The 23,916-nt window shown below is 69.8% G+C and carries 19 protein-coding genes and 1 pseudogene; 6 read left to right on the forward strand and 14 right to left on the reverse strand.

Annotated elements, in window-relative coordinates; all coding sequences use genetic code 11:
• Positions 1-15 precede the first annotated feature (15 nt).
• The 3 genes and pseudogenes from ACFYPM_RS20480 to ACFYPM_RS20490 all read right to left on the reverse strand — a co-directional run.
• Positions 16-2,142 (reverse strand): molybdopterin oxidoreductase family protein, encoded by a 2,127-nt coding sequence (locus ACFYPM_RS20480; protein ID WP_387199649.1) that lies wholly within the window; start codon positions 2,140-2,142, stop codon positions 16-18.
• A gap of 518 nt (positions 2,143-2,660) precedes the next feature.
• The gene (locus ACFYPM_RS20485) at positions 2,661-5,552 is read right to left on the reverse strand and encodes a glycoside hydrolase N-terminal domain-containing protein (RefSeq protein WP_387199092.1); all 2,892 of its coding nucleotides are present in this window, start codon (positions 5,550-5,552) and stop codon (positions 2,661-2,663) included.
• 559 nt (positions 5,553-6,111) lie between these two features.
• Positions 6,112-6,351: pseudogene (locus ACFYPM_RS20490) on the reverse strand (protein kinase); the annotation flags it as partial.
• A gap of 433 nt (positions 6,352-6,784) precedes the next feature.
• Here ACFYPM_RS20490 and ACFYPM_RS20495 point away from each other — a divergent pair.
• Entirely contained in the window at positions 6,785-8,461 is a 1,677-nt protein-coding gene (locus ACFYPM_RS20495) for a family 43 glycosylhydrolase (protein WP_387199095.1), read from the forward strand.
• A gap of 72 nt (positions 8,462-8,533) precedes the next feature.
• On the opposite strand, the gene ACFYPM_RS20500 is transcribed toward ACFYPM_RS20495, so the two are convergent.
• The gene (locus tag ACFYPM_RS20500) at positions 8,534-10,006 is read right to left on the reverse strand and encodes a DHA2 family efflux MFS transporter permease subunit (RefSeq protein WP_387199097.1); all 1,473 of its coding nucleotides are present in this window, start codon (positions 10,004-10,006) and stop codon (positions 8,534-8,536) included.
• Between the two features lie 92 nt (positions 10,007-10,098).
• Between ACFYPM_RS20500 and ACFYPM_RS20505 the strand changes: the two genes are divergently transcribed.
• Together ACFYPM_RS20505 and ACFYPM_RS20510 are read left to right on the forward strand one after the other, a co-directional pair.
• Positions 10,099-10,686 carry a TetR/AcrR family transcriptional regulator gene (locus tag ACFYPM_RS20505; protein ID WP_387199100.1) on the forward strand — a complete coding sequence of 196 codons (588 nt, stop codon included), beginning with the start codon at positions 10,099-10,101 and terminating at the stop codon, positions 10,684-10,686.
• A gap of 103 nt (positions 10,687-10,789) precedes the next feature.
• Positions 10,790-11,371 carry a hypothetical protein gene (locus ACFYPM_RS20510; RefSeq protein ID WP_387199103.1) on the forward strand — a complete coding sequence of 194 codons (582 nt, stop codon included), beginning with the start codon at positions 10,790-10,792 and terminating at the stop codon, positions 11,369-11,371.
• A gap of 65 nt (positions 11,372-11,436) precedes the next feature.
• Here ACFYPM_RS20510 and ACFYPM_RS20515 read toward each other — a convergent pair whose 3' ends face one another.
• Positions 11,437-12,423, reverse strand: a complete 987-nt coding sequence (locus ACFYPM_RS20515; RefSeq protein WP_387199106.1) for a hypothetical protein — start codon at positions 12,421-12,423, stop codon at positions 11,437-11,439.
• A gap of 82 nt (positions 12,424-12,505) precedes the next feature.
• On the opposite strand from ACFYPM_RS20515, the gene ACFYPM_RS20520 reads away from it, so the two are divergent.
• Positions 12,506-13,102 (forward strand): TetR/AcrR family transcriptional regulator, encoded by a 597-nt coding sequence (locus ACFYPM_RS20520; protein WP_387199109.1) that lies wholly within the window; start codon positions 12,506-12,508, stop codon positions 13,100-13,102.
• A gap of 208 nt (positions 13,103-13,310) precedes the next feature.
• Here the strand turns inward: ACFYPM_RS20520 and ACFYPM_RS20525 are convergent, their stop codons facing one another.
• The 6 genes from ACFYPM_RS20525 to ACFYPM_RS20550 form a co-directional block, all read right to left on the reverse strand.
• Positions 13,311-14,225, reverse strand: a complete 915-nt coding sequence (locus ACFYPM_RS20525; RefSeq protein WP_387199112.1) for an AEC family transporter — start codon at positions 14,223-14,225, stop codon at positions 13,311-13,313.
• A gap of 118 nt (positions 14,226-14,343) precedes the next feature.
• Positions 14,344-14,700 carry a VOC family protein gene (locus ACFYPM_RS20530; RefSeq protein WP_387199114.1) on the reverse strand — a complete coding sequence of 119 codons (357 nt, stop codon included), beginning with the start codon at positions 14,698-14,700 and terminating at the stop codon, positions 14,344-14,346.
• Positions 14,701-14,853: 153 nt separating this feature from the next.
• Positions 14,854-17,316: an FtsX-like permease family protein gene (locus tag ACFYPM_RS20535; protein WP_387199116.1), complete on the reverse strand. Its 2,463-nt coding sequence runs from the start codon at positions 17,314-17,316 to the stop codon at positions 14,854-14,856.
• Positions 17,313-18,074, reverse strand: coding sequence for an ABC transporter ATP-binding protein (locus tag ACFYPM_RS20540; RefSeq protein ID WP_387199118.1), 762 nt, complete (start codon positions 18,072-18,074; stop codon positions 17,313-17,315). Before ACFYPM_RS20540 ends, ACFYPM_RS20535 begins: the two co-directional genes overlap by 4 nt.
• A gap of 112 nt (positions 18,075-18,186) precedes the next feature.
• Positions 18,187-18,843 carry a response regulator gene (locus tag ACFYPM_RS20545; protein ID WP_387199121.1) on the reverse strand — a complete coding sequence of 219 codons (657 nt, stop codon included), beginning with the start codon at positions 18,841-18,843 and terminating at the stop codon, positions 18,187-18,189.
• Positions 18,831-20,057 carry a sensor histidine kinase gene (locus ACFYPM_RS20550; RefSeq protein WP_387199123.1) on the reverse strand — a complete coding sequence of 409 codons (1,227 nt, stop codon included), beginning with the start codon at positions 20,055-20,057 and terminating at the stop codon, positions 18,831-18,833. Before ACFYPM_RS20550 ends, ACFYPM_RS20545 begins: the two co-directional genes overlap by 13 nt.
• A gap of 168 nt (positions 20,058-20,225) precedes the next feature.
• Here ACFYPM_RS20550 and ACFYPM_RS20555 point away from each other — a divergent pair, with 168 nt between their 5' ends.
• On the forward strand, positions 20,226-20,456 hold the full coding sequence (locus ACFYPM_RS20555; protein ID WP_387199126.1) for a hypothetical protein: 231 nt from the start codon (positions 20,226-20,228) through the stop codon (positions 20,454-20,456).
• A 110-nt stretch (positions 20,457-20,566) separates the two neighbouring features.
• Positions 20,567-21,202: an SIMPL domain-containing protein gene (locus tag ACFYPM_RS20560; RefSeq protein ID WP_387199651.1), complete on the forward strand. Its 636-nt coding sequence runs from the start codon at positions 20,567-20,569 to the stop codon at positions 21,200-21,202.
• 152 nt (positions 21,203-21,354) lie between these two features.
• Here ACFYPM_RS20560 and ACFYPM_RS20565 read toward each other — a convergent pair whose 3' ends face one another.
• The 3 genes from ACFYPM_RS20565 to ACFYPM_RS20575 all read right to left on the reverse strand — a co-directional run bounded on the left by ACFYPM_RS20565 (position 21,355) and on the right by ACFYPM_RS20575 (position 23,608).
• Positions 21,355-21,915 (reverse strand): hypothetical protein, encoded by a 561-nt coding sequence (locus ACFYPM_RS20565; RefSeq protein ID WP_387199129.1) that lies wholly within the window; start codon positions 21,913-21,915, stop codon positions 21,355-21,357.
• Positions 21,916-21,943: 28 nt separating this feature from the next.
• The gene (locus ACFYPM_RS20570) at positions 21,944-23,194 is read right to left on the reverse strand and encodes a S1 family peptidase (RefSeq protein WP_387199131.1); all 1,251 of its coding nucleotides are present in this window, start codon (positions 23,192-23,194) and stop codon (positions 21,944-21,946) included.
• Positions 23,195-23,347: 153 nt separating this feature from the next.
• Positions 23,348-23,608 carry a hypothetical protein gene (locus ACFYPM_RS20575; RefSeq protein ID WP_387199134.1) on the reverse strand — a complete coding sequence of 87 codons (261 nt, stop codon included), beginning with the start codon at positions 23,606-23,608 and terminating at the stop codon, positions 23,348-23,350.
• Positions 23,609-23,916: the final 308 nt, after the last annotated feature.

A 23,916-nucleotide genomic window follows, 5' to 3' on the forward strand; every position in this document is an offset into this window, starting at 1 on the left:
GCGACGCTCCCTTGCTCAAAGAGATGCTGGACTGGGCGGTGGGTTGGTCAACAGGTCGGTGTCGTCGGGGCCGCCCGCGCGCGCGATCGACACCGCGCAGGCCTTGAAGGCCGGCATCCGCGAATGGCGGTCCAGCGCCGGGTCGGTCAGCGCGTTCACGGCGGAGCTGCCGGCCCAGTGGAACGGTGCGAAGATGGTGTCCCGGCGGATGCCGTTGGTGAGGCGCGCCCGGAAGAGCGCCCGCCCGCGTCGACTGCGCAGTTCCACCACGTCGTTGTCGGAGATGCCGTGCCGGCGGGCGAGGTCCGGGTGCAGCTCCGCCCGGGCGTCCGGCAGCGCCATGGTCAGGGCGCCGACCCGGCGGGTCTGGTTGCCGCTCTGGTACTGCTGCATGTTGCGGCCGGTGGTCAGCACGTACGGATAGTCGGCGTCGGGCATCTCCGCCGGATCGCGGTGCTCCACCCGGAAGAACCTCGCCCGCCCGTCGGCGGTCGGGAAACGGTCGATGAACAGCCGTGGCGTACCGGGATGGTCCTCGCTCGGGCACGGCCAGAAGACCCCCTGCTCCGCGTCGATGCGCTCGTACGTGATCCCGGCGTAGTCGGCTGTCCCACCGGCGCTGGCCCGGCGCAACTCGTCGAAGACCCGGCGCGGATCGTCGTCGAAGTAGCGGCCGCGCCCGAGCCGGCCGGCGAGGTCGGCGAGCATCCGCAGGTCGGTGCGGACCTGCGGCGGCGGCGACAGGGCCCGTTTGCGGCGGATGACGCGCCCCTCCAGATTCGTCATCGTGCCCTCCTCCTCCGCCCACTGAGCCGTGGGCAGCACCACGTCGGCCACGGCTGCGGTCTCGGAGAGGAAGATGTCGGAGACGACGAGCAGGTCCAGCGCCCGCAGCCGGTCCATCACCCGGTTGGCGTGCGGGGCCGACACGGCGATGTTGCTGGCGAGCACGAGCAGCACGCGTACGCCGTCGTCGGTCCCGAGCCGGTCGAGCATCTCCCAGGCCGACCGGCCCGGCCGGGGCAGCTCGTCCGGGTCGATGCCCCAGACGGCCGCGACGTGTGCGCGCGCCGCGGGGTCGTCCAGGCGCCGGTAGCCGGGCAGTTGATCGGCTTTCTGCCCGTGCTCGCGGCCACCCTGCCCGTTGCCCTGCCCGGTGATCGTCCCGTAGCCGGAGAAGGGCCGACCGGGCAGGCCCAGGGCGAGGGCCAGATTGAGGTACGCCTGCGCGGTGTCCGTGCCGTTGCTGTGCTGCTCGGCGCCGCGAGCGGTGAGCACCATCGCCGACGTCGCGGTCGCCAGCAGCCGTACCGTCTCCCGCAGGTCCCGTTCCGGCACGCCCGTCATCCGCTCCACCCGGTCCGGCCAGTACGCCGCCACAGCGGCCCGGACCGCGTCGAAACCGCTGGTGCGGTCGCGCACGTACGTCTCGTCGACCAGGCCCTCGCGGATCGCGACGTGCAGCAGCCCGTTCGCCAGTGCGAGGTCTGTGCCCGGCAGTGGCTGCAGGTGAAGATGAGCACCCCCCGCGGTGGTCGTGCGGCGGGGGTCGACGACGACGTGCCGTGCGCCGGCGGCCCGACCGGCGTCGAAGTACTGCATGGACGGCGGCAGCGCATCAGCCGGATTTGCGCCGACCAGCAGCACGGCCTGCGCCTGGGCGATGTCGGCCAGGGGGAACGGCAGGCCACGGTCGATCCCGAGGGAGCGGTTCGAGGCGGTCGCCGCGGACGACATGCAGAACCGGCCGTTGTAGTCGATCGACGCCGACCGCAGCGCCACCCGCACGAACTTGCCCAGCGCGTACGCCTTCTCGTTGGTCAGCCCGCCGCCACCGAAGGCCCCGACGCTGTCGGGGCCGTACCGGTCTTGGCTGGCCCGGATGGCGTCGGCGATGCGGTCCAGGGCCTCGTCCCAGCCTGCCGGTCGCAACGGGCTGGTGCGGTCGGCGGGATCCTTACGGACGAGCGGGCTCAGCAGCCGGTCACCATGGTCGAGAAGGTCGGCAGCCGTCCATCCCTTGGCGCACAGACCGCCCCTGTTGACCGGGAATTCGGTGGGCGCCAGCCGAGGCGGCCCGTCGCCGATCGTCAGGGATATCCCGCACTGCATGGCGCAGTAGGGGCAGTGCGTATCGATCATGGGCGATGTGCTCACCCGTCCGATGCTCGCCGGACACTGTTTCCGAGCCATACCGGGGTCGTAACGCTCTGCGACCCTCGGGCACCACACCCGGTCGGCACCGCCGTGCCGCCGGCCTCCACCCGCCGACCCGCCGGGACCCGCGCATGGACGCCGTTCGAGCAACTCGCAACGTCAACCGCATCAAGACGGTCAAGCGACAGATGTACGGCCGCGCGAACCTCGACCTCCTCCGCGGGCGCGTCGTCGCCGCGCCATGACCGCCACCACGATCACTCGCCGAGTGAGTGTCAGCGCCGCGATTGAGGCGACGCTGACAACACCCCCGACACATCGACGCGCAGTGGACATCTTGTCTCCTTCGTGCAGCCGAGCGACGCACGGCGGCCCCAACTGCCCCGGCCGTGACGACCGCAGGGCAGGAAAAGCGGAACTGTGGGCGAGGACGTCCTCGCCCAAAGGTCAGACGTACCCGCTGGGCCGGGCCGGACCCCGCAGCCGACCCGGCACCTCCCGCCTCAGGCATCAAGGATCTGCCATTCCTGGCTGATCTCGCTGCTGACCGGTTGCTGGACCGCCCTGGCGCCGTCTGCGGTGGAGCCGCCTTCGACCCCGACGCACCAGCCGTTGCCCACGTTGACGAACCGGTAATATCCGCTGGTCGTCGCGGGGACGAGATTCCACCACTGGTTACGCCCGCCGTTGTCGGCCCACTGGACGAGTGCCGCGCCCTGGCCCGAGCCACCTGGACTGTCCAGGACCTTCCCGCTCTTGACACCGGCCAGCCGGAATGAGCCATCGCTGTTTGGCAGCAGCCGCCACTGCTGGTTGGCCGCGCCGGTCCACGGCCACTGGATGACAGTTGCCCCGTCCGCGGTGGAGCCGCCGTTGACGTCCAGCACCTTTGCGCTGCGCCGGTTGACCAGTCGGACGACGCCGCCGCCGGCGGGGGCTGGCAGACCGACGACAACCTGTGTCTGTTGCCCGCCCGTCAACGAGATCACCCGGGCCTGCGGACCGAGCGGCGAAGGGGTGACCGTCGCGGACGTGGTGATGGATGCCATCCCGCGCCGGCTGAGGAGAGTGATCGCCTGGGTGATCGTCGAGGTGAGTACCACGGTTACCGAGCGACCAGGAAGATCCCAGGAGAGGCTGTGGATGCGGACCTGGTTGCGGCCGCGGACCCCGGTGATCGTGCCCTTGGCGAGCTGCCCGGGCACGGCGGGCAGCAGCTCGATGACGCCGGGCCTGGTGTACACGAGCGCCTCGCTGAGCACGGCCGGCAGCGTGTTGGCCGCATCGGCGTTGTAGGTCTCCAGATTCGGGTTGTGTGCCGTCATCAGCGACCGGAAGATCATGTTGTTGCCGATGATCTTCCGGAGATTGCTGTAGACGCCGGCGCCGTCCTTGAGTCGAGCGGAGGCGAGGGCCCGGTGCAGACTGCCGTGCGCTGAGGTGTTCTCGTCACCGCGCAGTGCCAGGGCCCTGAGCGCGGCGGTGACCAGCCCGGGCGCCTCCTCGGGATTGATCTCGTGCAGGGGCCACGCGCCGTACAGGTGGTGGACGTGCCGATGGTTGTAGCGATCCGTGAGGCCCGGCCAGGACCATTCGGCGAGGGCGCCGCTGCCGTTGATGGTGTAGGGCGGGAGCTTCGCCAGCAGGGCCGTCCAGCGGGCGACGCCTTGGCCGGCGCCCTGTTCGACACCGAGCGCGTTGGCAGCCTCGACAGCCGCCCGCAGGGCGTGTCTGCCGGCCTGGATGTCGCCGGTGGCGTTGATCGCCAGCAGGACGTTCGTGCTGGCCGGCGAGTTCTCCATCGAGAACGACGGCACGAACACCACGCGGCCGGCCGAGTCGGTGCGGGTCAGGAAGTCCTCGTAGAACAGCGCCAGCTCCATCAGCGCCGGTCCCAGCTTCTCAGCCAGGAACGTCCGATCCCCGGTGACCTGGTAATACTCCAGCAGCGGGTAGAGCAACCAGTCGGCGCCACCGGTCCAGCACTGGCCGGGGAAGCCGGGGTCGAAGTGCAGCATGTATCCGTACTCGCCGTCGGTTCGTGATGGGGCCAGGAAGCCGCGGGCGCCGTACAGGTTGCGAGCGTTGGTGCGCCAGTGCGCGAGCTGGCCGAGGATCAGGTTGAAGTAGCCCTGCATGGCATCGGTCAGGTCGAGAGTGTTGCCGCCGGCGACCTGGAGGTTGATGTTGGCATCGGTGGTGAAGTCGTCGGCCCAGGCGCCATTCCAGGTGCCGGCCCAGATTCCGGTCAACCGCGGCGGCAGTACGCCGCTGGAGCTGATGAACAGGTAACGGCCGCTGTCGTAGAGCCGTTCCAGCAGGGCCACGTCGATGGTGTTGCGGTTGGCGTTCTGCCGGGCGATCAGCTCGGTGCTCGACAGCTGCCGGTCGGCGGCGGAGACGTTCAGGTCCAGGCGGGAGCGGTCGTACATCGCCGAGTGCAGGGTGACGTGCCGGGTCCGCAGCTCGGCATAGTCGGCGCGCACCGCGGCCAGCGCCGCGTGCAACGGCTTGCCGTCCCAGGCCGTGGGTGACTCATACCTGTCGAGTTTGGTCAGCAGGAGGAGCCTGGTGACCGCGGTGACGACGATCCTGGACCCGTTCGCGGCTACCGTGCCACCGGTGGCGACCACCCTGGTGACGCCCTCGAAGCCGAACGCGCCCTGCCCGGACGGGTAGGTGCCCCGCAGGTTCAGGTAGCCCGAACCGTCGATGACGCTGGCCAGGGTGGTGAAACGGACCGAGCCGGGGACGCCCGCGAGGGACGTGTTGGCGCTCAGCGTCGCGTCGATCGATCGGCCGGATGCCGGGGTCAGTTCGTGTACGACGACGTTGTCGGCCCGGGAGGCGAAGGCGCGGCGGGTCCAGGTGCCGCTGCTGTCGGTCCAGGTGGAGGTGACCTCCCCGGTCCGGAAGTCCGTGACGCGGGCGTACCCGTTGGCCGTGGTCATGCCGGGGGTGCTGATCTGCAACTCGAAGCCGGGGTGGTAGGTCTGGGTCCAGCGCAGGCTCCAGCCGGCCGCGAAGTCCGTGTTGGCTCCGGTGTAGTTCCCGGCCAGCGCCTTGTCCCGTACGCCGGCCAGCCGCCCGGAGATTACTGGCGGGGTCACGCCCCGGCTGCCGTTGGGCAGCACGAAGCGATGATGGTTGAAGATCACCTTCTCGAGGGCCGGCGTTCCGTAGAGGACGGCGCCGTACTCACCGTTGCCGGTGAGGAACCCGTCCGTCCAGGTGGTCGCCGCGGCCGCGTAGTAGATCCCGCGCTCGGGCAGCGTGACCTGGGGCGCAGCGGCGGTGGCCCGTGCAGCGCCCACGGCCGGGATCAGGGCCGCCGAGCCGGCGGTCAGCGCGGCGCTGGCGAGCAGGCGCCTACGGCTCACGGGCAGGTCCGTCATCAGATGTTCCTTTCGACGCCGAGGCTGAGGGTTGTGCGTCATATCGAACGATCGTCAGGCGGTCACCGGGCGGTTGGACTCGTCAACGACCTCTGCTGCTGGTCCGGCGGACACGAACTGCCACTGTTGGTGGGTCCCGCGACCTCCTGTGACTCACCCGACAGCCCCATGGCTCCGAGTCGAGGCGTGCGTGCCGGCCGTAGTCGAATCGATTCGACGACCGACCGACGTCGTTGACCACCCGGGTGGGTAAACACAGCCGACATGTAGATGTGATTAACCGGCAACACTGGCACTGAGTCAAGGATTTCAACTCATCTATGTTGTGCCTAAGCTCGAAATTCCATCAATCCTGACAAAAACCGCGGCATAGGTAGGATGAAAGGCTCGGCGACGCCAATCGGCGGAGGAACCGGCGGTAGCCGAGGGCGGTACGAGCGGGACGGTTACCTGCTGCGCTGGTGGTGCCACCTGCCGCTCGGCGTCGTCGCCCAGAGCGTGCAGGGCCGTCGCCACCTCCCTGGCGTGCGGCCGATCAGCGCGATCCCTGGCGGGGTTCCGCCGACCACGGCAGCTCATTGGTGAGCGTTCGGTACAGCAACAGTCCGAGCGCGTACACGTCGGGGGCCGGCAGGACGGTGCCACCGGTGAGCCGTTCGGGCGCGAGGTAGGCCGCGGTGCCCAACAGCCTCCCGTCCGGCTCCAGCTCCGGCCGACCGACGGTGGCGGCCAGACCGAAATCGACCACCTGCACACCGGCCGACGTCAGCATCACGTTGGACGGTTTGATGTCCCGGTGCTCGTCGTGGCAGGGCGACCCGCTCCGACGCTGGTCACACCCAACAGCCCGAAACCATGATCAACCTGGTCGCATCGCATTGATGCTCTTGACACGTTCCAAATAGCACCGTTAACATCACCGAAACGTTGTTAGCGCTAACAGACGCCAGTCGCTGATCCGCGTCAGACGAGACCGAGTTGTTGGGCGTGTGCGCTGGAAGCCCAACCGGTCGAGCGGAAACCTTCTCCCACCTTCGTGGCCACCGTCGAAGGATGCCGCACATCCAGCAATTGCCCACGTCAGGCCGGCTATTCGTAAAATCGGACCGCCCGTTGTTGGCGCTAGATACGTTTCAGACGGAAGGTGGGACCCCATGGTTATCGAGAGGACTGCCGGCAGTCGACGTCGAGGGTTGGCGGCTATTGGCCTTGCTCTTGCGGTAGGAATGGGCGTGGGTCAACTGACGCCGATCGTGCCGGCGTCGGCGGAGAAGCCCGTGCCGCCGGCGGCACCCGGCGGCGGACCTCAAGCCCCGTCCGCCAAGGTGCCACTGGCCGGCGTCGACATGGCTCAGACATACGTGAACCCGATCAATTTGCCCGGGATGGCCGTGCGCAACATCGTAGGAACGATGCCGCCTACGGACGAGAATGTCGCAGACACGTCGCAGATCCCGGCCAGCTTGAACCTGGAGACGTGGACGGCAGCGTCCGGGCGGACTCTTGCGAGCCGATCCACCGCCGGGTTCACCAGGATTTCCGAGAACTCCGCACGGACCGGGGCGGACTGGTCCGCGCTGAACGTCGACGGGACCATCTATCTCTACGCATCAGGTGCCATGCAGAACGCCCCGAACAACAACCGCACTGTCTGGTCCACCACCGACTACCTCACGTGGACTCCCCATCAGATGAACCTGGGCCTGGTCGCACCAACCGTCGTGCAGCTCGGCGACAAGTTCTACATGGCCGGCAACAACACGCCGGTCTATCAGGCGGACTCGCCCACCGGGCCGTGGACCAGCATGGGAAATTTCCTGCGGCCGAGCGGCCAGACCCTGAGCGTTGGCGACGTGCAGTTCTTCCCGGACACCGACGGTCGGCTGTACCTGACGTACAACATCGGCTCGCCGATCATGGGCGTCGAACTCGACCCGAACAATCCTCGGCAGCTCATCAGCGACCCGGTCGTGCTCTGGACCTTTGACCCGCGCCAGGAGTGGCAGCACATCGGTGACAACAAGGCGACCTACACGCATGGTTACGTGGAGGGTTCGCAGTTGTTCAAGGTGAGGGACACGTACTACCTCTCGGTCGCATCCGGTGGCACGGAGTTCACCACGTACGCGACCGGCGTGATGACGTCGGACAAACCGCTGTCCGGGTACAAAGTCAGCCAGCAGAACCCCATCGGCTACGGAAACAACCACCCGAGTGCGGTATATCCGAACGCTGGGCACGGCAGTTTCGTACTCGACAAGTCCGGCAACCTGGTGTTCTTCTACACCTATGTCATCGCGTACGAGGAGTTCTTCGAGCGGCGACTGGGGATGGACATCTGCAACGTGACTCCCGCCGGTCCGAAACGGGGAGCGATCGATTGTGAGCTGTCCAACACGCCGCAACTGGCCCCGGGGAAAAAGATCTCCGGCAAGGACGACACCGGACTCTACAATGTGGCCACCAACAGCCAGGCGTACTGGGCAAGCAGCTATGCGCCCGGGCGCAACCCGTACTACGGAAGCGACCGCTCCCTATCCACGTGGTGGGAGCCGGCTGACAGCGATACCGCGCCCACGTACATCAGGGGCTTCGGGACCGTTTTCCACATCTCTGCCGCGCAGATCCAGTGGAAGGAGCTCGGACGCACGTTTACCAAGGACAACGCGGTGCGGTACACGCTGGAGTACAAGGACATCCCCACCAACACGTGGCGTCCCTTGGTCGACAGGAGTACGAACTCCACCGCGTACACGGCTGACTACGTCACCTTCGACCGGGTGCTGACGAACGCGGTACGGCTGAAGGTCCTGGGTACGACCGAGACCGTCAAGGTCGGAGTCCACGAACTGAACGTCTTCGGGGAGAACTACAACCTGGCCGTCGAGAAGGGCATGCTCACTCGATAGTCCGGGATGCTGGTCGTGCAGGAGGAGCGGGCAAGATCAACAGATCTCGCCCGCTCCAGCCACGATCCCGGATCAGGTGACTCCGGATCGGTTGACCCGTCCGCGCCTCCCCGGCGACGGGGTGGTGGTTCGGGGTAGCCCCAGGGCGAGTAGGGCACCGAGGGCGACCACGGCCGCGCCCGTCGCGACCGCCGGCGTCAGGCCGTCCACGAAGGTCGTGGCGGTGGCGTACCCGCCGTTGGCGGCGAAGACCGAGGCGAGCGCGGCGACTCCGACGGCTACGCCGAGTTCTCGGACGGAGTTGTTGGTGCCGGAGGCGGCGCCCCGGGCACCTTCCGGCACACTGGCCATGGTCGCGGTGCTGATCGGGGCGAAGGTCAGTCCCATCCCGATGCCGGCCAGCGCCAGTGGTACGGCGAGCACGCCGTAGGCGACGTCGGCCGCAACGACCAGGGCGAGCCAGCCGAGTGCGATGGCGAGGGTGCTCTGGCCGGCGATGATCAGGTTGCGGACGCCGAGCCTGCCCACCAGGAGCCCGGCCAGCGGGGCAACCACCATCGGCGCCATGGTCCACGGCATCGTGCGTATCCCTGCCTGCAGTGGACTCAGTTCCTGCACCACCTGGAAGAACTGGGCGAGCAGGAACACCGAGCCGAAGACGCCGACCGAGAATGTGAACGCCACTGCGGTGACGAGGCTGAAGGTGCGGGATCGGAAGAGCCGCAGCGGCAGCATCGGCGCCGAGGTTCGCCGCTCCCACCAGAGGAAGCCACAGATCAGCGCGGCGCCTCCGACCAGCGCCGCCACCACCCCGGTCGACATCCACCCGTGCTCCTCGCCGTGTACCACGCCCCAGACCAGGGCCAGTACGCCGAGGGTGCAGAGGGTCAGGCCGGCCGGGTCCAGCCGGGACGACGGGCGACGTGATTCGCGCAGGGTGATCGCGGCCAGTCCGATGGCGAGCAGTCCGATTGGTACGTTGAGCCAGAAGATCCACGTCCAGTCGAGCCCTTCGACCACCGCTCCGCCCACCAGCGGGCCGACAGCGATACCGAGACCGCTGATTCCGCTCCAGATTCCGATGGCGGCGTTGCGACGCCGCTCGGGGATGGCCGCGGCGAGCAGGGTGAGCGACAGCGGCATCACGGCGGCTCCGGCCGCTCCCTGGACGGCCCGGGCGGCGGTGAGCATCCACGGCTCGGTGGCCAGGGCACAGGCGGCGGAGGCCAGCGTGAACAGGCCGATGCCGGCGAGGAAGAGCCGGCGGCGGCCGATCCGGTCGCCGAGCGCGGCGGCGGTGAGCAGCAACGCGGCGAAGGGGAGCGTGTACGCGTTGACGAACCACTGCAGGTCGGTCAGGGAGGCGCCGAGTTCTGTCCTGATCACCGGCAGTGCGGTCGTCACGACGAGATTGTCCAAAGTGACCATGAACATCGGCACGCCGACGGCGGCGAGCACGGCGGCCAGGGGTGGGCCGTCGGGCCGGTGGGGTGGGCCGGGAGGAAGCGCGGCGTCGCTCTCGGTGACGGTGTTTGCTCCGGGCATCAGGGACTCCTTGTTGTTATCGAATGATAACTAGGCACCTGTGAAAGTAGCTATCGACTGATAACATGTCAACGTCCCTGGAAGGAGCACCGATGACCAGGACCCGACTGACCGCCAGCGAGCGCGGCGAACAACTGGTGGCGGCGGCGGTCAAGGCGTTCGCCACCGCCGGTTACGCCGGCACCAGCACCGATGACGTGGCGCGGCTGGCCGGTGTCTCGCAGCCGTACGTGATCCGGTTGTTCGGCTCCAAGCAGCGACTGTTCATCGCCACTGTCGAACACGCCGCCGGCCGGATCGAGCAGGCGTTCCAGCGGGCGGCCGAACGACAGGACGACCTGGCGAACCTGGCCACCGCCTACGACGAACTACTGATCGAGCATGACCTGCTCGCCGTGCTGCTGCACGGGTACGCGGCCAGCTCCGACCCGACGATCGGCTCCGCCGTACGCGCCCGCTTCGGCCGGATCTATCAGCTGGTCCGGGTCCTGACCGGGGCGACCGCGAAGGAGACTCGTGAGTTCCTGGCCACCGGGATGCTGCTCACCGTGATGGCGTCGATCCGCGTCATCGGGCCAGACGCGGTCGCGCCGGAACCGTGGATGTCGGAGATCGCCGACACCATCTACAAGCCCGATCCGGAAGGCGCATCCGCACCTGACGGCGAGGCGGCGAAGTGAGCCGGCAGGTGGGGGCGGATGGCGACACCGGTGCCGGCACCGAGGCCCGCGGCGCGGCGAGGCAGCCAATGACGCTCGCCTCGGCCTACTACCCTCGGTGCTTGTGATATCTGACCTGGCGGATGTCGTCGCGGCGTGCGGCTCTGCGGTCGCGGTTGTCGTGACCGTCGTCTTCGCGGTACGCCAACTGCGCTCGGCGCAGACCGCCAACCAGACCCTCGTCGCGATCGAGCTGCTGACCCGAGACCGATCCAGCGATGAGTTCCTCCACGCTGAGGACTTCGTCCTCAAGGAGCTGACCCTCCGCCACCCGCCACCGGGTGTCAGTGTCAGTGACCTGCCGGCCGAGGCACGCCACCATGTGGTCCGGCTGTCCCTGTACTACAACGGTCTGGGTCAGATGCTCGCTTTTGCGGCGGTCGATCCGAGGCTCCTGGTGGGTACCGTCAGCTACCGCTCCCGGCAGGCCTGGCGTGTCCTGGAGCCCTACATCCTCGCCGAGCGTGCCCAGCGCGGCGAGACGTACCTGTCCCACTTTGAGCACCTGGTTCACCTGGCCACGCACAACCCGTGGGCCACGGCGGTACGCAAGTTCAACCTGAAGCACTTCGGCAGCTATCCCGCCGAGCTCGGCCTGAACGACGCCGCGGCAACAGAGCCGTCGCCCCAGCACGAAAACGCGTAACAGTGGCGGACGACAAGACGCCGTCGGCCGGCGTCAGCAGCGAGTCGGTGGCAGAGCCGTACCTGTCAGAGGCGGAAGATCCGAACTATCAGCCCGGTGTCGTGCATCGTGTGTGGCGCGAAGGCGTGGTACGCCCACGCGTGCACCCAGGCGTTGCCGGTCCGTACCGTGAGCCAGGTCTTGAACGCGCCGGGCAGCGTGTAGATGAGAAGTACGAACAGGATCGTCAGCGTGGCCTCGCGCGCTGACCCGAACCTGCCCCAGCCCTCGAACACGTGCAGGGCCGCGTACGTCAGGCCGCCGAGAACGATGGTCGCGGTGGTGGATCCGGTCAGGCGGGCGTAGCGGGGGATGAGGACGCTCTGCACGAAGATGACCGTGGGCAGCACCGTGCCAGCGAAGTACAGCAGGAAGGTCAGTGGCACTCCGACGGCGAGTTGACCCGGCGCCAGGCCGGCGAACGCGTGGCCGAGCACCACCCATTGCGCGAGCGATTCGACGACCAGCACGGCGAGGATGAGGATGGCATCGCCACGCCGATCCGCCGAGCGTAGACACATCTGGTGGGCGGTGTACCGCCGCCGGAACCACAGGAGTGGCACCAGCGCGTAGACCACAACGTTGTACGTGGCCCAGCCGAGCGCCTCGGCGGGCCCGACCGGATCGGTGGCACCGACGAGCGTACCGGGCAGGTGGAAGCCGATCGGGTGCCAGCCGAGCCCTCGGCCGATGAGCAGGCCACCGAGTTGGGCGAGGACGCCGTACGCCAGGACGAGTCCTGTTTCGCGGCGAGCGGTCGGGAGCATCGGTGCGCGCTCGGCGATCACCGGGGCGGGGCGGCCACGGGTGAGCGCGTATCCGATGGCGGCGAGCAGTACCAACTCGACGAGGGTGGCCTGAGCGGCGATCACCTGGCCGGGCCCGGTTGGCGGGTCGTGCTGAGCCGGCCAGTCGAAGGGGGCGTCGCCGGGCGCGAGGAGCAGTACCGCGCCGTTGAGTGCGATCCAGCCGACCACCGCTGCCGTGAGCCAGGCTTGTTCTCGACGTGACACAGCAGCCCCCGCTTATCTAGCACAGTTGTGTTAGCAGCAAGACGGTAACACGAGTGTGTTATAAAAAGTGGTGCCGAAACTGGTGGATGCGCAGACCCGACGGACCGAGCTCGCCGAAGCGGTCTGGCGAATCGTGATGCGCGACGGGCTGGAGCAGGCATCGGTGCGAAATGTGGCACGCGAGGCCGGGCTGTCCATGGGCTCGTTGCGCCACTACTTCACCACCCAGTCCGAACTCCTCGGATTCGCCCTACGGCTGGTGGGTGAACGGATCGAGGAGCGGATCCGAGCCGTGGACACCACGGGCGACCAGCGTGCGGTGGTCCGGTCGATGATCGACGAGATGCTGCCGCTGGACCGGACGCGGCGCGGCGAGTGCGAGGTGTGGCTCGCGTTCACGGCACGCGCCGTCGTGGAACCGACAATGGCCGGCCTGCGCAAGGAGATCGACACTCGCCTCACCGACGCCTTCACCACCATGATCCGGCGACTGGCCGACGCCGATGCGCTCCGCCCCGGGCTCGATCAGAAAATCGAGGCAGAACGCCTTTACGCCCTCGTCGACGGAGTGATCCTGCACGCCCTCCTGCGCCCCGGTCGGACCTCGAACGCAACCGCCAAAGCCACCGTCGGCGCACACCTCGACCAGATCGCACCAGCCGCCGCGGATGAATGCTGATCAGCCGTACGGCGGTAGCTGATCACCCGGACCACTAAGCAGAGAGGCCAGACTGAGGCGGCTTCACGGTCGCAGGTGGCTCTCGTAGCGCGCCGTCCGCTGCGCTACCGCAGCAATTCGGCGTGCGGGACTGCCGCTGATCAGGGGCTGCCTCCTACCGTCGGCTCTGGACGGTAGCGCTCATGGTGACGACGAGTAGCCGACGGACCTACCCGAGCAGCGCCGCCGCCGCGGCCAGGGTGGCCAGCGACAGTGTCGTGGTCACCACCACCGCCCGGTTGGCCACCGCCTCGCCGACGCCGTACTCCTGGCTGAAGATGAACGTGTTCTGCGCTGTCGGCAGGCCCGCGCACACCACCACGGCGAGCAATTGCGGCGCGGACAGGTGCAGGGCCAGCCCGGCCGCGTACGCGATGACCGGCTGCGCGACGAGCTTCAGCGCGGTGATCACGGCCAGCTCGCCCGGCTCGGCCCGCGACGGCGCCGTGCGGTGCATCGACGCGCCGAGCGCGACCAGGGCGGCCGGGACCGCGGCGCCCGACAGCAGGGTGAGTGACGCGCCGACCGTCGAGGGCAGACGCAGGCCGGTCGCCGAGCACGCGACACCGAGCAGCGACGCCAGGATCACCGGGTTGCGGACCGGCAGGGAGGCGATACGTCCGACCCGTATCCGCCCGGCCGGGTCGCTGTGCCGGTCCAGGGCGACCAGGACCACGGGCGCCACCACCAGCACCTGCAGCAGCACCACCTCCGCCAGGAACGACACGTTGCCGAGCACCTGCGTGGCGATCGGGATGCCGAGGTTCGCCGAGTTCACGTACCCGGCGGCCATGCCCCAGATCGGCCGTTCGCCGGGCCGGCGACCGAACAGGCAGCTCGCGCCGACCCACCCGAACCCGACGACCGCGGCCGTGCTCACCCCGAAGGCGAGCAGCGGGCGGCCGGCGATCCCGGACAGCGGCATTCGGGACAGGGCCAGGAACAGGGCGGCCGGCATCGCAAGATGGAACACGAACCGGCCGAGCACCGACGCCGCCGCCTCGCCCAGCAGGCCCCAACGACAGGCCGCGTAGCCGAGGGCGGTAAGGATCCAGATCGGTACGAACGCCGACACCAGGCTCATCCGAGCGTCACCGGCGGGCGGGCGAGCCGGGCAGCGGGCTTGACCACGTGTACGTCGATCCGGAGGCCACGCGTTCAGCCTCGCATCCCGTCCGGATCGAGCGAAGACGCGTCCACTGTCAGCGGTGGTACTGGACCAGGCAGAACTCGTGGTCCTCGGGGTCGGCCATGACGACAACCACGCCCTCGTCGTAGACGTGCCGCTCCCCGCTGAACCGGCCACCGAGTTCGACGACCAGGGCGATCGCCTCGTCGATCTGGTCGACGGAGATGTCGAGGTGAATCCGCACCCTGTCGGTCCTGGCTTCCGACACCGGCTGGAACACCAGCCGTGGCTGAGGCTGACCTCGTTCACCGAGGTAAACCCAACCCTCCTGCGACGGACCGGGCTCGCGACCGAGCAGGCCGCTCCAGAACCGGGCCACCCGCTCGGGGTCCAGGCAGTCAATCGTCACACCTGACCAGACGCTCGCCATGTACCGATCCGCAGGGACTCTCGCCGCCCGACACCAGCTGCCTCTGCCGCCGACAGCGCGAAGCGTCCGGGTGGGCCGGGGCGCCAGGGCGACCGTGCCGCCTCAGCGATGTACGCGGAGGCGGCACGGTCGCCGATATTCGAGCCGCGACGCCTACTCCCGCACACCGATGTTGTCGATCGGAGGAGCCCCGAGCAGCCGTCGGACGGGCCACACAGTGGTTGCCAACGCCAGCAGTGTCGTGCCGCCGAGCACCGCCACCCAGCCGAGCGGCGGGACGTACGGGATCGGGCTGCCGGTCAGTCCGTTGACGATCGCGCTCAGGGTCAGCGCCGCGATCGTCGCGCCGATCAGCACGGCGGTGCCGAGCAGCCCGGCCTGTTCGGCCTGGACCATCCTTCGAATCTGCCGGCGGGTGACCCCGACCAGTTGCAGCAACGCCAACTCGCGGCGACGGGCCAGCGCGGCCATCGCCATCGTGGTGGCGGCCGCCAGCGCCGCGTACGCCACCATCACACCGATCAGCAGCCGATTCAGCCAGGCGCCAAGCGCCAGATCACTGCTGAGCAGGCGCGTACGGGTGGCGGCGTCGAGAACCTCGGTGCCGGGTCGCCCAGCCGACCACGCGGCCAACGCGGTGTCGGCCTCCGGGCCGGCGCTGACCAGGACCTCGTCGTCGGTGTTCCCGGCCGTGTGCCCGGCGACCGTCTCGGCGGCCAGCGTGACGTCGCCGAAGCCGAGGCCACGGCCGTAGATCGCGATGACGTCCAACGTGACAGGGGTGCCGTCGCCCAGCCAGAGTTCCGCCTGGTCGCCGACGTCCCAGCCGGACGAGGACGCCTGCGTCGCCGACAGGGCGACAGTGCCCGCCCGTAGGTCGGCCAGGTTGCCCTCGCGCACGGCGAGGTCCATCGTCGACGTGATGCCCGCCGGGTCGACCGACTGCGCGCTGACCGGGATTCCGTCGAGCGCCCGTACCAGCACCTGCGTACGGCGCACACCGGTGGCCGCCCGCACCCCGGCCAACTCGCGGATCTCCCGCGCCGCGTCCGCGGGTAGTCCTCCCGGAGCGACAAGCACCCGCTCGGCGAGGGTTCCCGCACTGCTCTGCGTGATCGTCTGCCGTTCCAGGTTGGTCTGCAGGAACCAGACCGAGCCGCCGAACCCCACGGACAGCACGAGGGCGGTCAGGACGGTCGCCATGCCCTGCGCATTGGCCCGCAGATTGGCCGCAGCCAGGTGGCCGCTGACCCCCCACACCCGCGGCAACAACGGTGTGAGCAGGCGTGCCGCGTACGCGTTGATCCTCGGTGCGAGCAGCGCCACCGCGATGAGGAACAGGTACAGCATGCCGACCGCGCCGGCCAGTGCCCCGGCCGACCCGGCGGCACCGAGCGTGAACGCCCCGGAGGCGCCGGCCGCCGCCAGCGTCAGCAGGCCGGCGATCAGCCGCACCCGGCCGCTACGCCGAGGCTCGACAGCGATCTCGCCAAGCGCCTCGATCGGCTTGATCCCGGTGATCCGGCGTGCGGCGACCAGCGCGGCGAGCACCGCCACGAGGACCGCCGTGCCGACCGCGGCCGGCACCGCGAACAGGCCGTCGGCCATCGGGAAGCTGGCCGGCAGGAACCCCCGCCCGACCAGCTCGCCGTGCACCCAGCGGGCCGCCAGTAGGCCGGCCGGGCTGCCGATCGCGGAGCCGACCAGGGCGAGCAGCGCGGCCTCGGCGAGCAGCATGCGGCGCACCTGCCCCGGCGTGGCCGCGACCGCGCGCAGCAACGCCAGGTCACGTCGACGGTGCCGGACGGACAGCCCGATGGTGCCGGCCACCACGAAGACGATCAGCAGGACGACGTACCCACCGAAAGCCGATCCGACCTCGACCAGCAACGTCCGGGCGGCCTGGCTCTCCGACTGCTCGACGTTCCCACGGTCTTTCCCGACGTACGTCGTGGCGCCGGCCGCCGACGCGATCTCGCGTACCGCGCCGAGGTCGGCGCCGGGCACCATCCGGACGCCGATCGCATCCACCCGACCCGGGTGGGCGGACAACCGGGCGGCCTGCGCGTCGGTGAAGAACACCGCCGCCGAACCGGTCTCGGCGGTTCCGCTCACCCGGTACGACCGCCCGACCCCGCCGATGACCAGGTCGATGCGGTCGCCGGGCGCCACGCCGAGACGGGTGTCGACAAGCACCTCGTCGTCGGCCCGTGGCGCGGCACCCGCGGCGATGGGACGACCGGTGAAGGCGTACGTGTCCCAGCCGTGTCCCGCGGCAGCGGGTGAGCCGATCAGCACCCCTTCGTCGCCGGTGACGGCCGCGACGCCCGGCACCTGGCGGATCCGGTCCACCAGGGCGGCGTCCACCGTGCCGCCCTCGGGCAGCGTGACGGTGCTCGTCTCGCCGTCGAACTCCTCGAACGTGTGGGTGATCGTGCGGTTGGCGACGACCACGTCGGCGGTGGCCCAGAGCCGTGACTCCGGGCGGAACCGCAGCCCGGACTCGACGAGGGTGCCCATCGCCACCAGGATCAGCACGCCGGCGATCAGGGCCAGCAGGGTCGCGGCGGAGGGGCCGGCGCGGTGCCGCAGTAGGCGGGCGGCGAGGCCGGTCATCGCAGGGCCCGCCGATCCAGCGAGGCCAGGTGCTCGGCGACACCTGCGGCTCCGAGCTGCGGAAGGTCGGCGACGATCGCACCGTCGGCCAACACGAGCACGCGGTCCGCGTACGACGCGGCGATCGGATCGTGGGTCACCATCACCACGGTCAGTCCGTGTTCGTCCACGACCGCGCGCAGCAGCGTCAGCACCTCCGCCGCGGTCCGCGAGTCGAGGGCGCCGGTGGGTTCGTCTGAGAAGATCACCTCGGGGCGGGTGGCCAGCGCCCGGGCGATCGCCACCCGCTGCTGCTGGCCGCCGGAGAGCGCGGCCGGCCGGTGGTGCAGTCGGTCGGTGAGGCCGACCCGCTCGACCACCCGGGTCAGCCAGGCCCGGTCCGGACGGACGCCGGCCAGGCGCAGGGGCAGCACGATGTTCTCCTCGACGGTGAGCGCGCCGATCAGGTTGAATGCCTGGAAGACGAACCCGATCCGGGTACGACGCAGCTCGGTCAGGCGGGTCTCGGACAGCCCCGACAGGTCGGTGCCTGCGATGACCACCCGACCGGAGGTGGGTCGGTCGAGCCCGGCCGCGGTCTGCAGCAGCGTGCTCTTGCCGGAGCCCGAGGGTCCCATCACCGCGGTGAAGGTGCCCCGGTCGAAGCCGACATCGATGCCCGCGAGCGCGGTCACCTGGTTACGGCCGGCGCCGTACACCCGGGTGAGGTGTTCGACGCGTACCGCCGGTTCGATGGTCTGTTCCGGATAATCCGGCATTCTGGTGGGCCTCTCTCCGTGTCATCGGCAAGAACTGCGCGCACCAGAAACGCTATTGACCTGGGAGAACGGCGACCATCCCGTGGGCTGCCAGGCCCGGGTACAGCAGGCGCTACCCCCGATCGCCGTTGAGGTAGCGCAGCACCGCGGTGACCCGGCGGTCGGCATCGTCGTCCGGTGGAAGCTGAAGCTTCGAGAAGATGCTGCGGATGTGCTTGTGCACCGCTCCGTCGGTGACGAACAGCCGCTGGGCGATCGCGCTGTTGCCGAGCCCTTCGGCCATCAGCCCCAGCACCTCACGCTCACGCGGCGACAGCTCGCTCAGCGCCGTGTCCGTCCGGCGGTTGCGGGCGAGCAACTGCGCCACCACCTCCGGGTCGATCACGCTGCCGCCGTCCGCGACGCGGTGCAGCGCGACGAGGAACTCCTCGACCCGGCCCACCCGCTCCTTCAACAGGTAACCCAGCCCGACAGCGCCAACCGAGAACAGGTCGGTGGCGAACGCCTGCTCCACGTACGCCGACAGGACCAGCACCGCGAGGCCGGGGCGGCGCCGCCGAGCCTCCACCGCGGCCACGATGCCCTCGTCGGTGTGGGTCGGCGGCATCCGGACGTCCACGATCGCGACGTCCGGCGCGTGCTCGTCGACGGCGACCAGGAACTCGCCCGGAGTGCCGGCCGTGGCGACCACATCCAGATCCTCCGCCCGCAGCAGCAGAGCCAATCCCTCACGCAGCAGCGGGTCGTCCTCGGCGATCACGATCCGCATGGCAGCTCCACGTCCATTCTCGTCGGCCCTCCCGGCGGGCTCGTCAGTGTCATCCGGCCGTCGTACGCCTCGACCCGCCGGCGGATACCGGTCAGCCCGGAGCCGCGTGTCTCGTCCGCGTCGCCGTGCCCGTCGTCCTCAATGCTCACCAGCAGCCGGCCGCGTTCGCGGCGCACGGCCACGTCCACCTGGCTTGCTCCGCTGTGCCGGACGACATTCGTCATCGCCTCGGCCACCACGAAGTACGCGGTGGCCTCGACCGAGGCCGCGCACCGCACGGCCACGTCCACCTCCAGTCGGCAGGGCACCACGCAGCTGCCGGCCAGGCTCGCCAGCGCACCGGCGAGACCCCGGTCGTCCAGCACGGGCGGCAGGATCCCGCGCACCACCGTACGCAGCTCGCCGAGTGCCTGTTCCGCGGCGTCCTGCGCCTGCCCGAGGATCTCGTCGGCCCGGTCCGGATTGCGGCGAACGGCCCGCCGCGCGGCACCCAGCAACACGTTGACCGCGACCAACCGGTTCTGTGTGCCGTCGTGCAGCGACCGCTCGATCCGGCGCAGTTCGACAGCGTGGGCGTCCAGCGCCGCGGCGCGGGTGGCGGTCAGCTCGGCCACCCGCAGGGACAGGTCGACACCCGGCGGCGGACGCAACAGCCACCGACCCGGCCATGCTTGGAGACGGGCCAGGACCGGGCTGAACCAGATCGTGGCGGCCAGGCAGACCACCCCGAGCAACCCGACCGCGAGTGCGTCGGACAACCCGTCGATGCGCCACCAGACGCTCACCGGCGCGTCGGCGTCGGCAGGGATCAGCCGGTACCACAGCGGGAACGTGACGTACTGCACGGCAGAGAGTGGCAGCGTGAGGCCGACCAGCCCGGTCACCAGGCCGATGAGCGAGTGCAACCCGACCCAGCCGAGCTCCCGGCGCACGAAGGGATCACGCGCAGCCGTCCGCAACCCGGCCGGCACCGGCCCCGGCGTGGGGATCGGCTCGCCCCAGCGGGACAGCCGGGCGCGCTCGCGGTCGGCCACCGAGCGCACCGCCCGCAACGCCCCGGGCGCCGCCAGCAGCCCCACCCCGCCCAGGCAGGTCGCCGCCACGATCGCCGCCCAGAGCAGGGCGCCCAGCGCCAGCGTGGCGGTGCCCAGCCCTCCGGCGAGGTGCTCCAGGGCGTCGACCGAGGCGCGAACCCGGCCCCGCACGTACGCCATCGACCCACCTCCCTTGCCAACATAGGCCACCGGGGGCCCCGCCCGGCAACGCCCGGCGCGGAAGGTACAGCCTGCTGTACCACGCTTGTCGACCTGGCGGGATCGTCCCCGCCACGCCGCCCGCCTAGCGTTGACGGCGTCGAGGAACGTTCGCCGAAGGAGGCAGTCATGTCCGATCAGTACCGCATCAGCGAGGCCCCGGCCGCCGCACCGAAGAAGCCGGATGGCCTGCTCCGCCCGCTGCTGTGGCTGGCGCTCTTCGTCAGCGCGGCGGCCAACGTGGTGCTGTCGACAGCGGCGGACAACCAGTGGATCAGCTCGGCGTTCGGCCTGGTGGCGGTGCTCTGCGCGGTAGCGCTGTTCGTCCACCACCGCCGCAACCGGGCGCGAGAGTCGTAAGGACGAAACCCCACCTCTCGTCGCGCTCGAGAACGCGTACCGGGAGCCTCGAGAACGCGCACCGGGAGCACGGGGCGGAGGACAGTCTGGTTGGATCGGCGTTCGTGCAGATGGTGGAACACCCCTGGGGCATCACCGCGTTCGGCGCGGCAAGCGTGAAGGCCCTACCGGATCTTGTGCGCGTCAGGTTCAGGATCGTACGGGTCGAGCAGGTCCCGGCCGCCGCGTTCGAGGCGGCTCGCGTAGCCGTGCGGGCCGTGCGCGGCGCGCTGCGCGAGCACGGGATAGCCGACGCGGCGGTCGAGCGCTCCCGACTGGACCTGACAACCGCCACCGAATACACGGACGGGTCAGGTAAGTTCATCGGCTACCAGTGCCAGGCGGCCTTCGCGGTCCAGTCCGGCGTACTGGACGACGTCGAGCAGCTGCTGGTCGACATCGTCGCGGCCGGCGCCAACGAGATCGAGAGCGTCGAGTTCGACGTCACCGGCAAGCGCGAACTACGGGCCGAGGCCCGGCGCGAGGCGGTGGCCGCGGCCCGCGCGAAGGCCGAGCTGTACGCCGAGGCCGCCGGCGTACGCGTCGGCGCGGTCCTGCACATTGAGGACGTGGACCCGGAGCAGCCGGGCGCTTCCCGCTACCGCAGCCACGCCGAAGCCGCCGCGACGAGCGCCCAAGACCTCGCCCCGGGCCACGTCGTGGTGTCCGCCGCCGTGGTCCTTGGCTACGCCGTCGCCCGTGACTGACCAAACGCGTCAGGGTGGACGCTCAACAGCCGTGTGGCCGGGAGAATGTGTCGGGCGGCCAGCTCGGCGAGCCGGTGCCTGTCGACGCCGACCGGGCGGGCGTACCTCGCGGGGCTGGCGCGACGAGCGCCAGCCCCGCTGTGGTTCACCTGCTAAGAGCGGAAGAAGGAGCACTGGAAGGCCATGTCGTCCACCCGCACCGCACCGCTGCCACCGAGCAGGGAGACCCGGAAGAACACCTGGGTCGGACCGTTCGCGTAGCTGGCCACGTCATGCCGCCGCCAGGCGGTATCGGTGATCCGGACGGTGCGCAGCGCGAGGTAGGTCCAGCTCGCCGGATCGATCACCTCGACGTTGAGCACCGCCGGTCCGCTGACCGCCCGGACGAAGAACCCGCCGCCGCAGGTGGTGTTGTGTCCGGCGGTACGCGGCCCCACGGTGAGTAGCTTGCCCACCCCGGACCAGCCGCCGGCCGAGGTCGTGAGAATGGCGTTGTTCCAGCCGGACCGGGCCGTTCCGGTGCCCAGCTCGTAGGCCCCGCTCCCCGCGCCCGAGCGGTGGAACTCCCACACCGCTGCCGGATTCCCCTCGAACCCGTCGGTGTGCTGCCAGAGGTCTGCCTGAGCGGGGCCGACGGCCACGGTCAGGGCCACCGTCGTCGCCATGACGGCCGCGGCGGTAAGGCGTGCGGCCCTGGTGAATGCGGTTCTCATCCCTGTCTCCTTCGCTCGTCGCCGTTCGTCACGGCGCGCCGTAGATGACGACCTGGTATCCGGTGATCGCCTCTCCCACCGGCTGGTGCCAGGTTCGCGGCGTGGAGTTGCACTGGCTGCCGATCCGGTTGGCGTGCGAGTTCAGCCCGTACGCGGTGTTGCTGGCGAACAGCGGCCCACCGCTGTCGCCGCCGAGGGTGCAGATGTTGGTCTCGACCATCTGGCGTACGGTGCCGCCCGCGCCGTTGACCGTCACGTTGGTCCTGAGCACCGAGCCGCACCTGAATCCGGTGGTCTTGCCCGAGTTGCAGACCGACAGCCCGCTCACGGCCGTCGCCCAACCGTGGATGCTGCGGCTCGTGTTGTTCCACAGGTTGATGGTGCCGGTCGCCCAAACCGACGGGCCGTTCATCCAGATGAGGCCGTAGTCGTTCTCCGGATAGTTGCTTTCCAGCGACGGCCCGACGTCTTGGCCGTTGGGCAGTGTCCAGTGCGGGTAGCCCTGCGTGCAGTGGCCGGCCGTGATGATGTAGTTGAAGGTGTAGTCGGTGGCGGTGAAGCCGACCGAGCAGCCGCCCAACGCGTCTGCGCTGGAGATCCCGACGTTCGGCTGGATCTGGCCGGCGGTGGTCTCGAACCGCACCGCCGCACCGAACTTGCGCGCCATCGAGTTCTGCGCGGCGTTCTTCGCCCCCGACGCCGGCAGGCTCACCACCACCTGGTTGGTCTCCGGGTCCACCCCCCAGGTCGTGTTCGGCTCACTCGGGGCGGCCTCCAGTGCCCGCTGGATCTTCTGGAGATGCCGTTCGCCACGAGCGACGAGGCGTGCCTCCGCGCCGGCGGCGGTCACCTTCGCGGCAGCCGCGGCGTCGGTGACCGTGACGACGAGGTGCCCGTTGGACAGGTACGCGCCGCCCGAACTGGCACCCAGCTCGGTGGTCAACCGGTTCGCGAGTCGCACATTGGCGTTCTCGGCACTGAGCAGCTTCTCGGCGGCATCGCGGCTGATGCCCCGCTGCTTGGCGATTGCCTCGGCCATGTCCGCCGACCCGTCCGCCCGCTTCCTGTCGGCGACGCCGCCGGCGGATGCCAGGGTTGCCCGGCCCTCGGTGTGGGCCGGATCCGCCGCGCCCCCGGCCTGGGCCTGTCGGTCGACCGGCCCGGCCGCTGCGGCCGTCGGGACGAAACCCACCGACGCCACGACAGCGAGTGCCGTTGCGAGCAGGGACCTGCGGCTTGGTCTTGCCGTACGCGGGTGGCTGACAACACGTTCTGACATGCACCGCTCCCATCACGAGGGGACTGGTCGGCCGGGTCAGGAGCCGGGTGGCCCGGTCCGGACGGCAATCCTCGCAATCGGGCGGGGACCGTGAGCGGGATGTTGGACGCGACTGGACACGGCTGGACACCCGGCTCCGGAGGTGCTGGGGTGTCAGGTGCTGTAGAGCCCGTCGCACGGCTCGGTGAACCCGAGGCGATCCGGGTGCAACTCGACCCAGTCGCCACGCTCAGCGTCAGACTCGTCTATCAAGCCGAACGTGACAGGCCTCGTGGACCACGCGAAACAGTTGGACGTCGATGTCGCCGTACCGTCGTTCGGGTAGCTTATCGAGCAGAGCAGCCAGGCTTCGGCCCGGTCACGAAGCTCACCGCGCAGATGCGGCGCGGTGGCCACCAGCGCGGTGCGCGCCATGTGTCGCCGCGGAGAACTGGCCGCCGGCGTATCGCCCTACCCCGTCGGTGTGCTACCCCGGGTCGCGCGCTGTCGGCACCAGATGAGGCATCGACAGGCCGGCCTCGATACCCCCGGCCCCGGGCCACGTCGTGGTGTCCGCCGCTGTGGTCCTTGGCTACGCCGTCGCCCGTGCCTGATGACCTGAGCCCGTGGCGGCGGCCGTGTCCCAGCTCGTCCTGGCGACACCGCTGGCGCGGCGAGCGGCGCTCAGGCAAAGAGATGCAGGAGCCGTACGACGTGGTGCCTACCAGGCATTGCGTCCGCTT

The organism is Micromonospora sp. NPDC005203 (genome assembly GCF_042872705.1).
In the GTDB taxonomy this organism is placed as follows: Bacteria; Actinomycetota; Actinomycetes; order Mycobacteriales; family Micromonosporaceae; genus Micromonospora.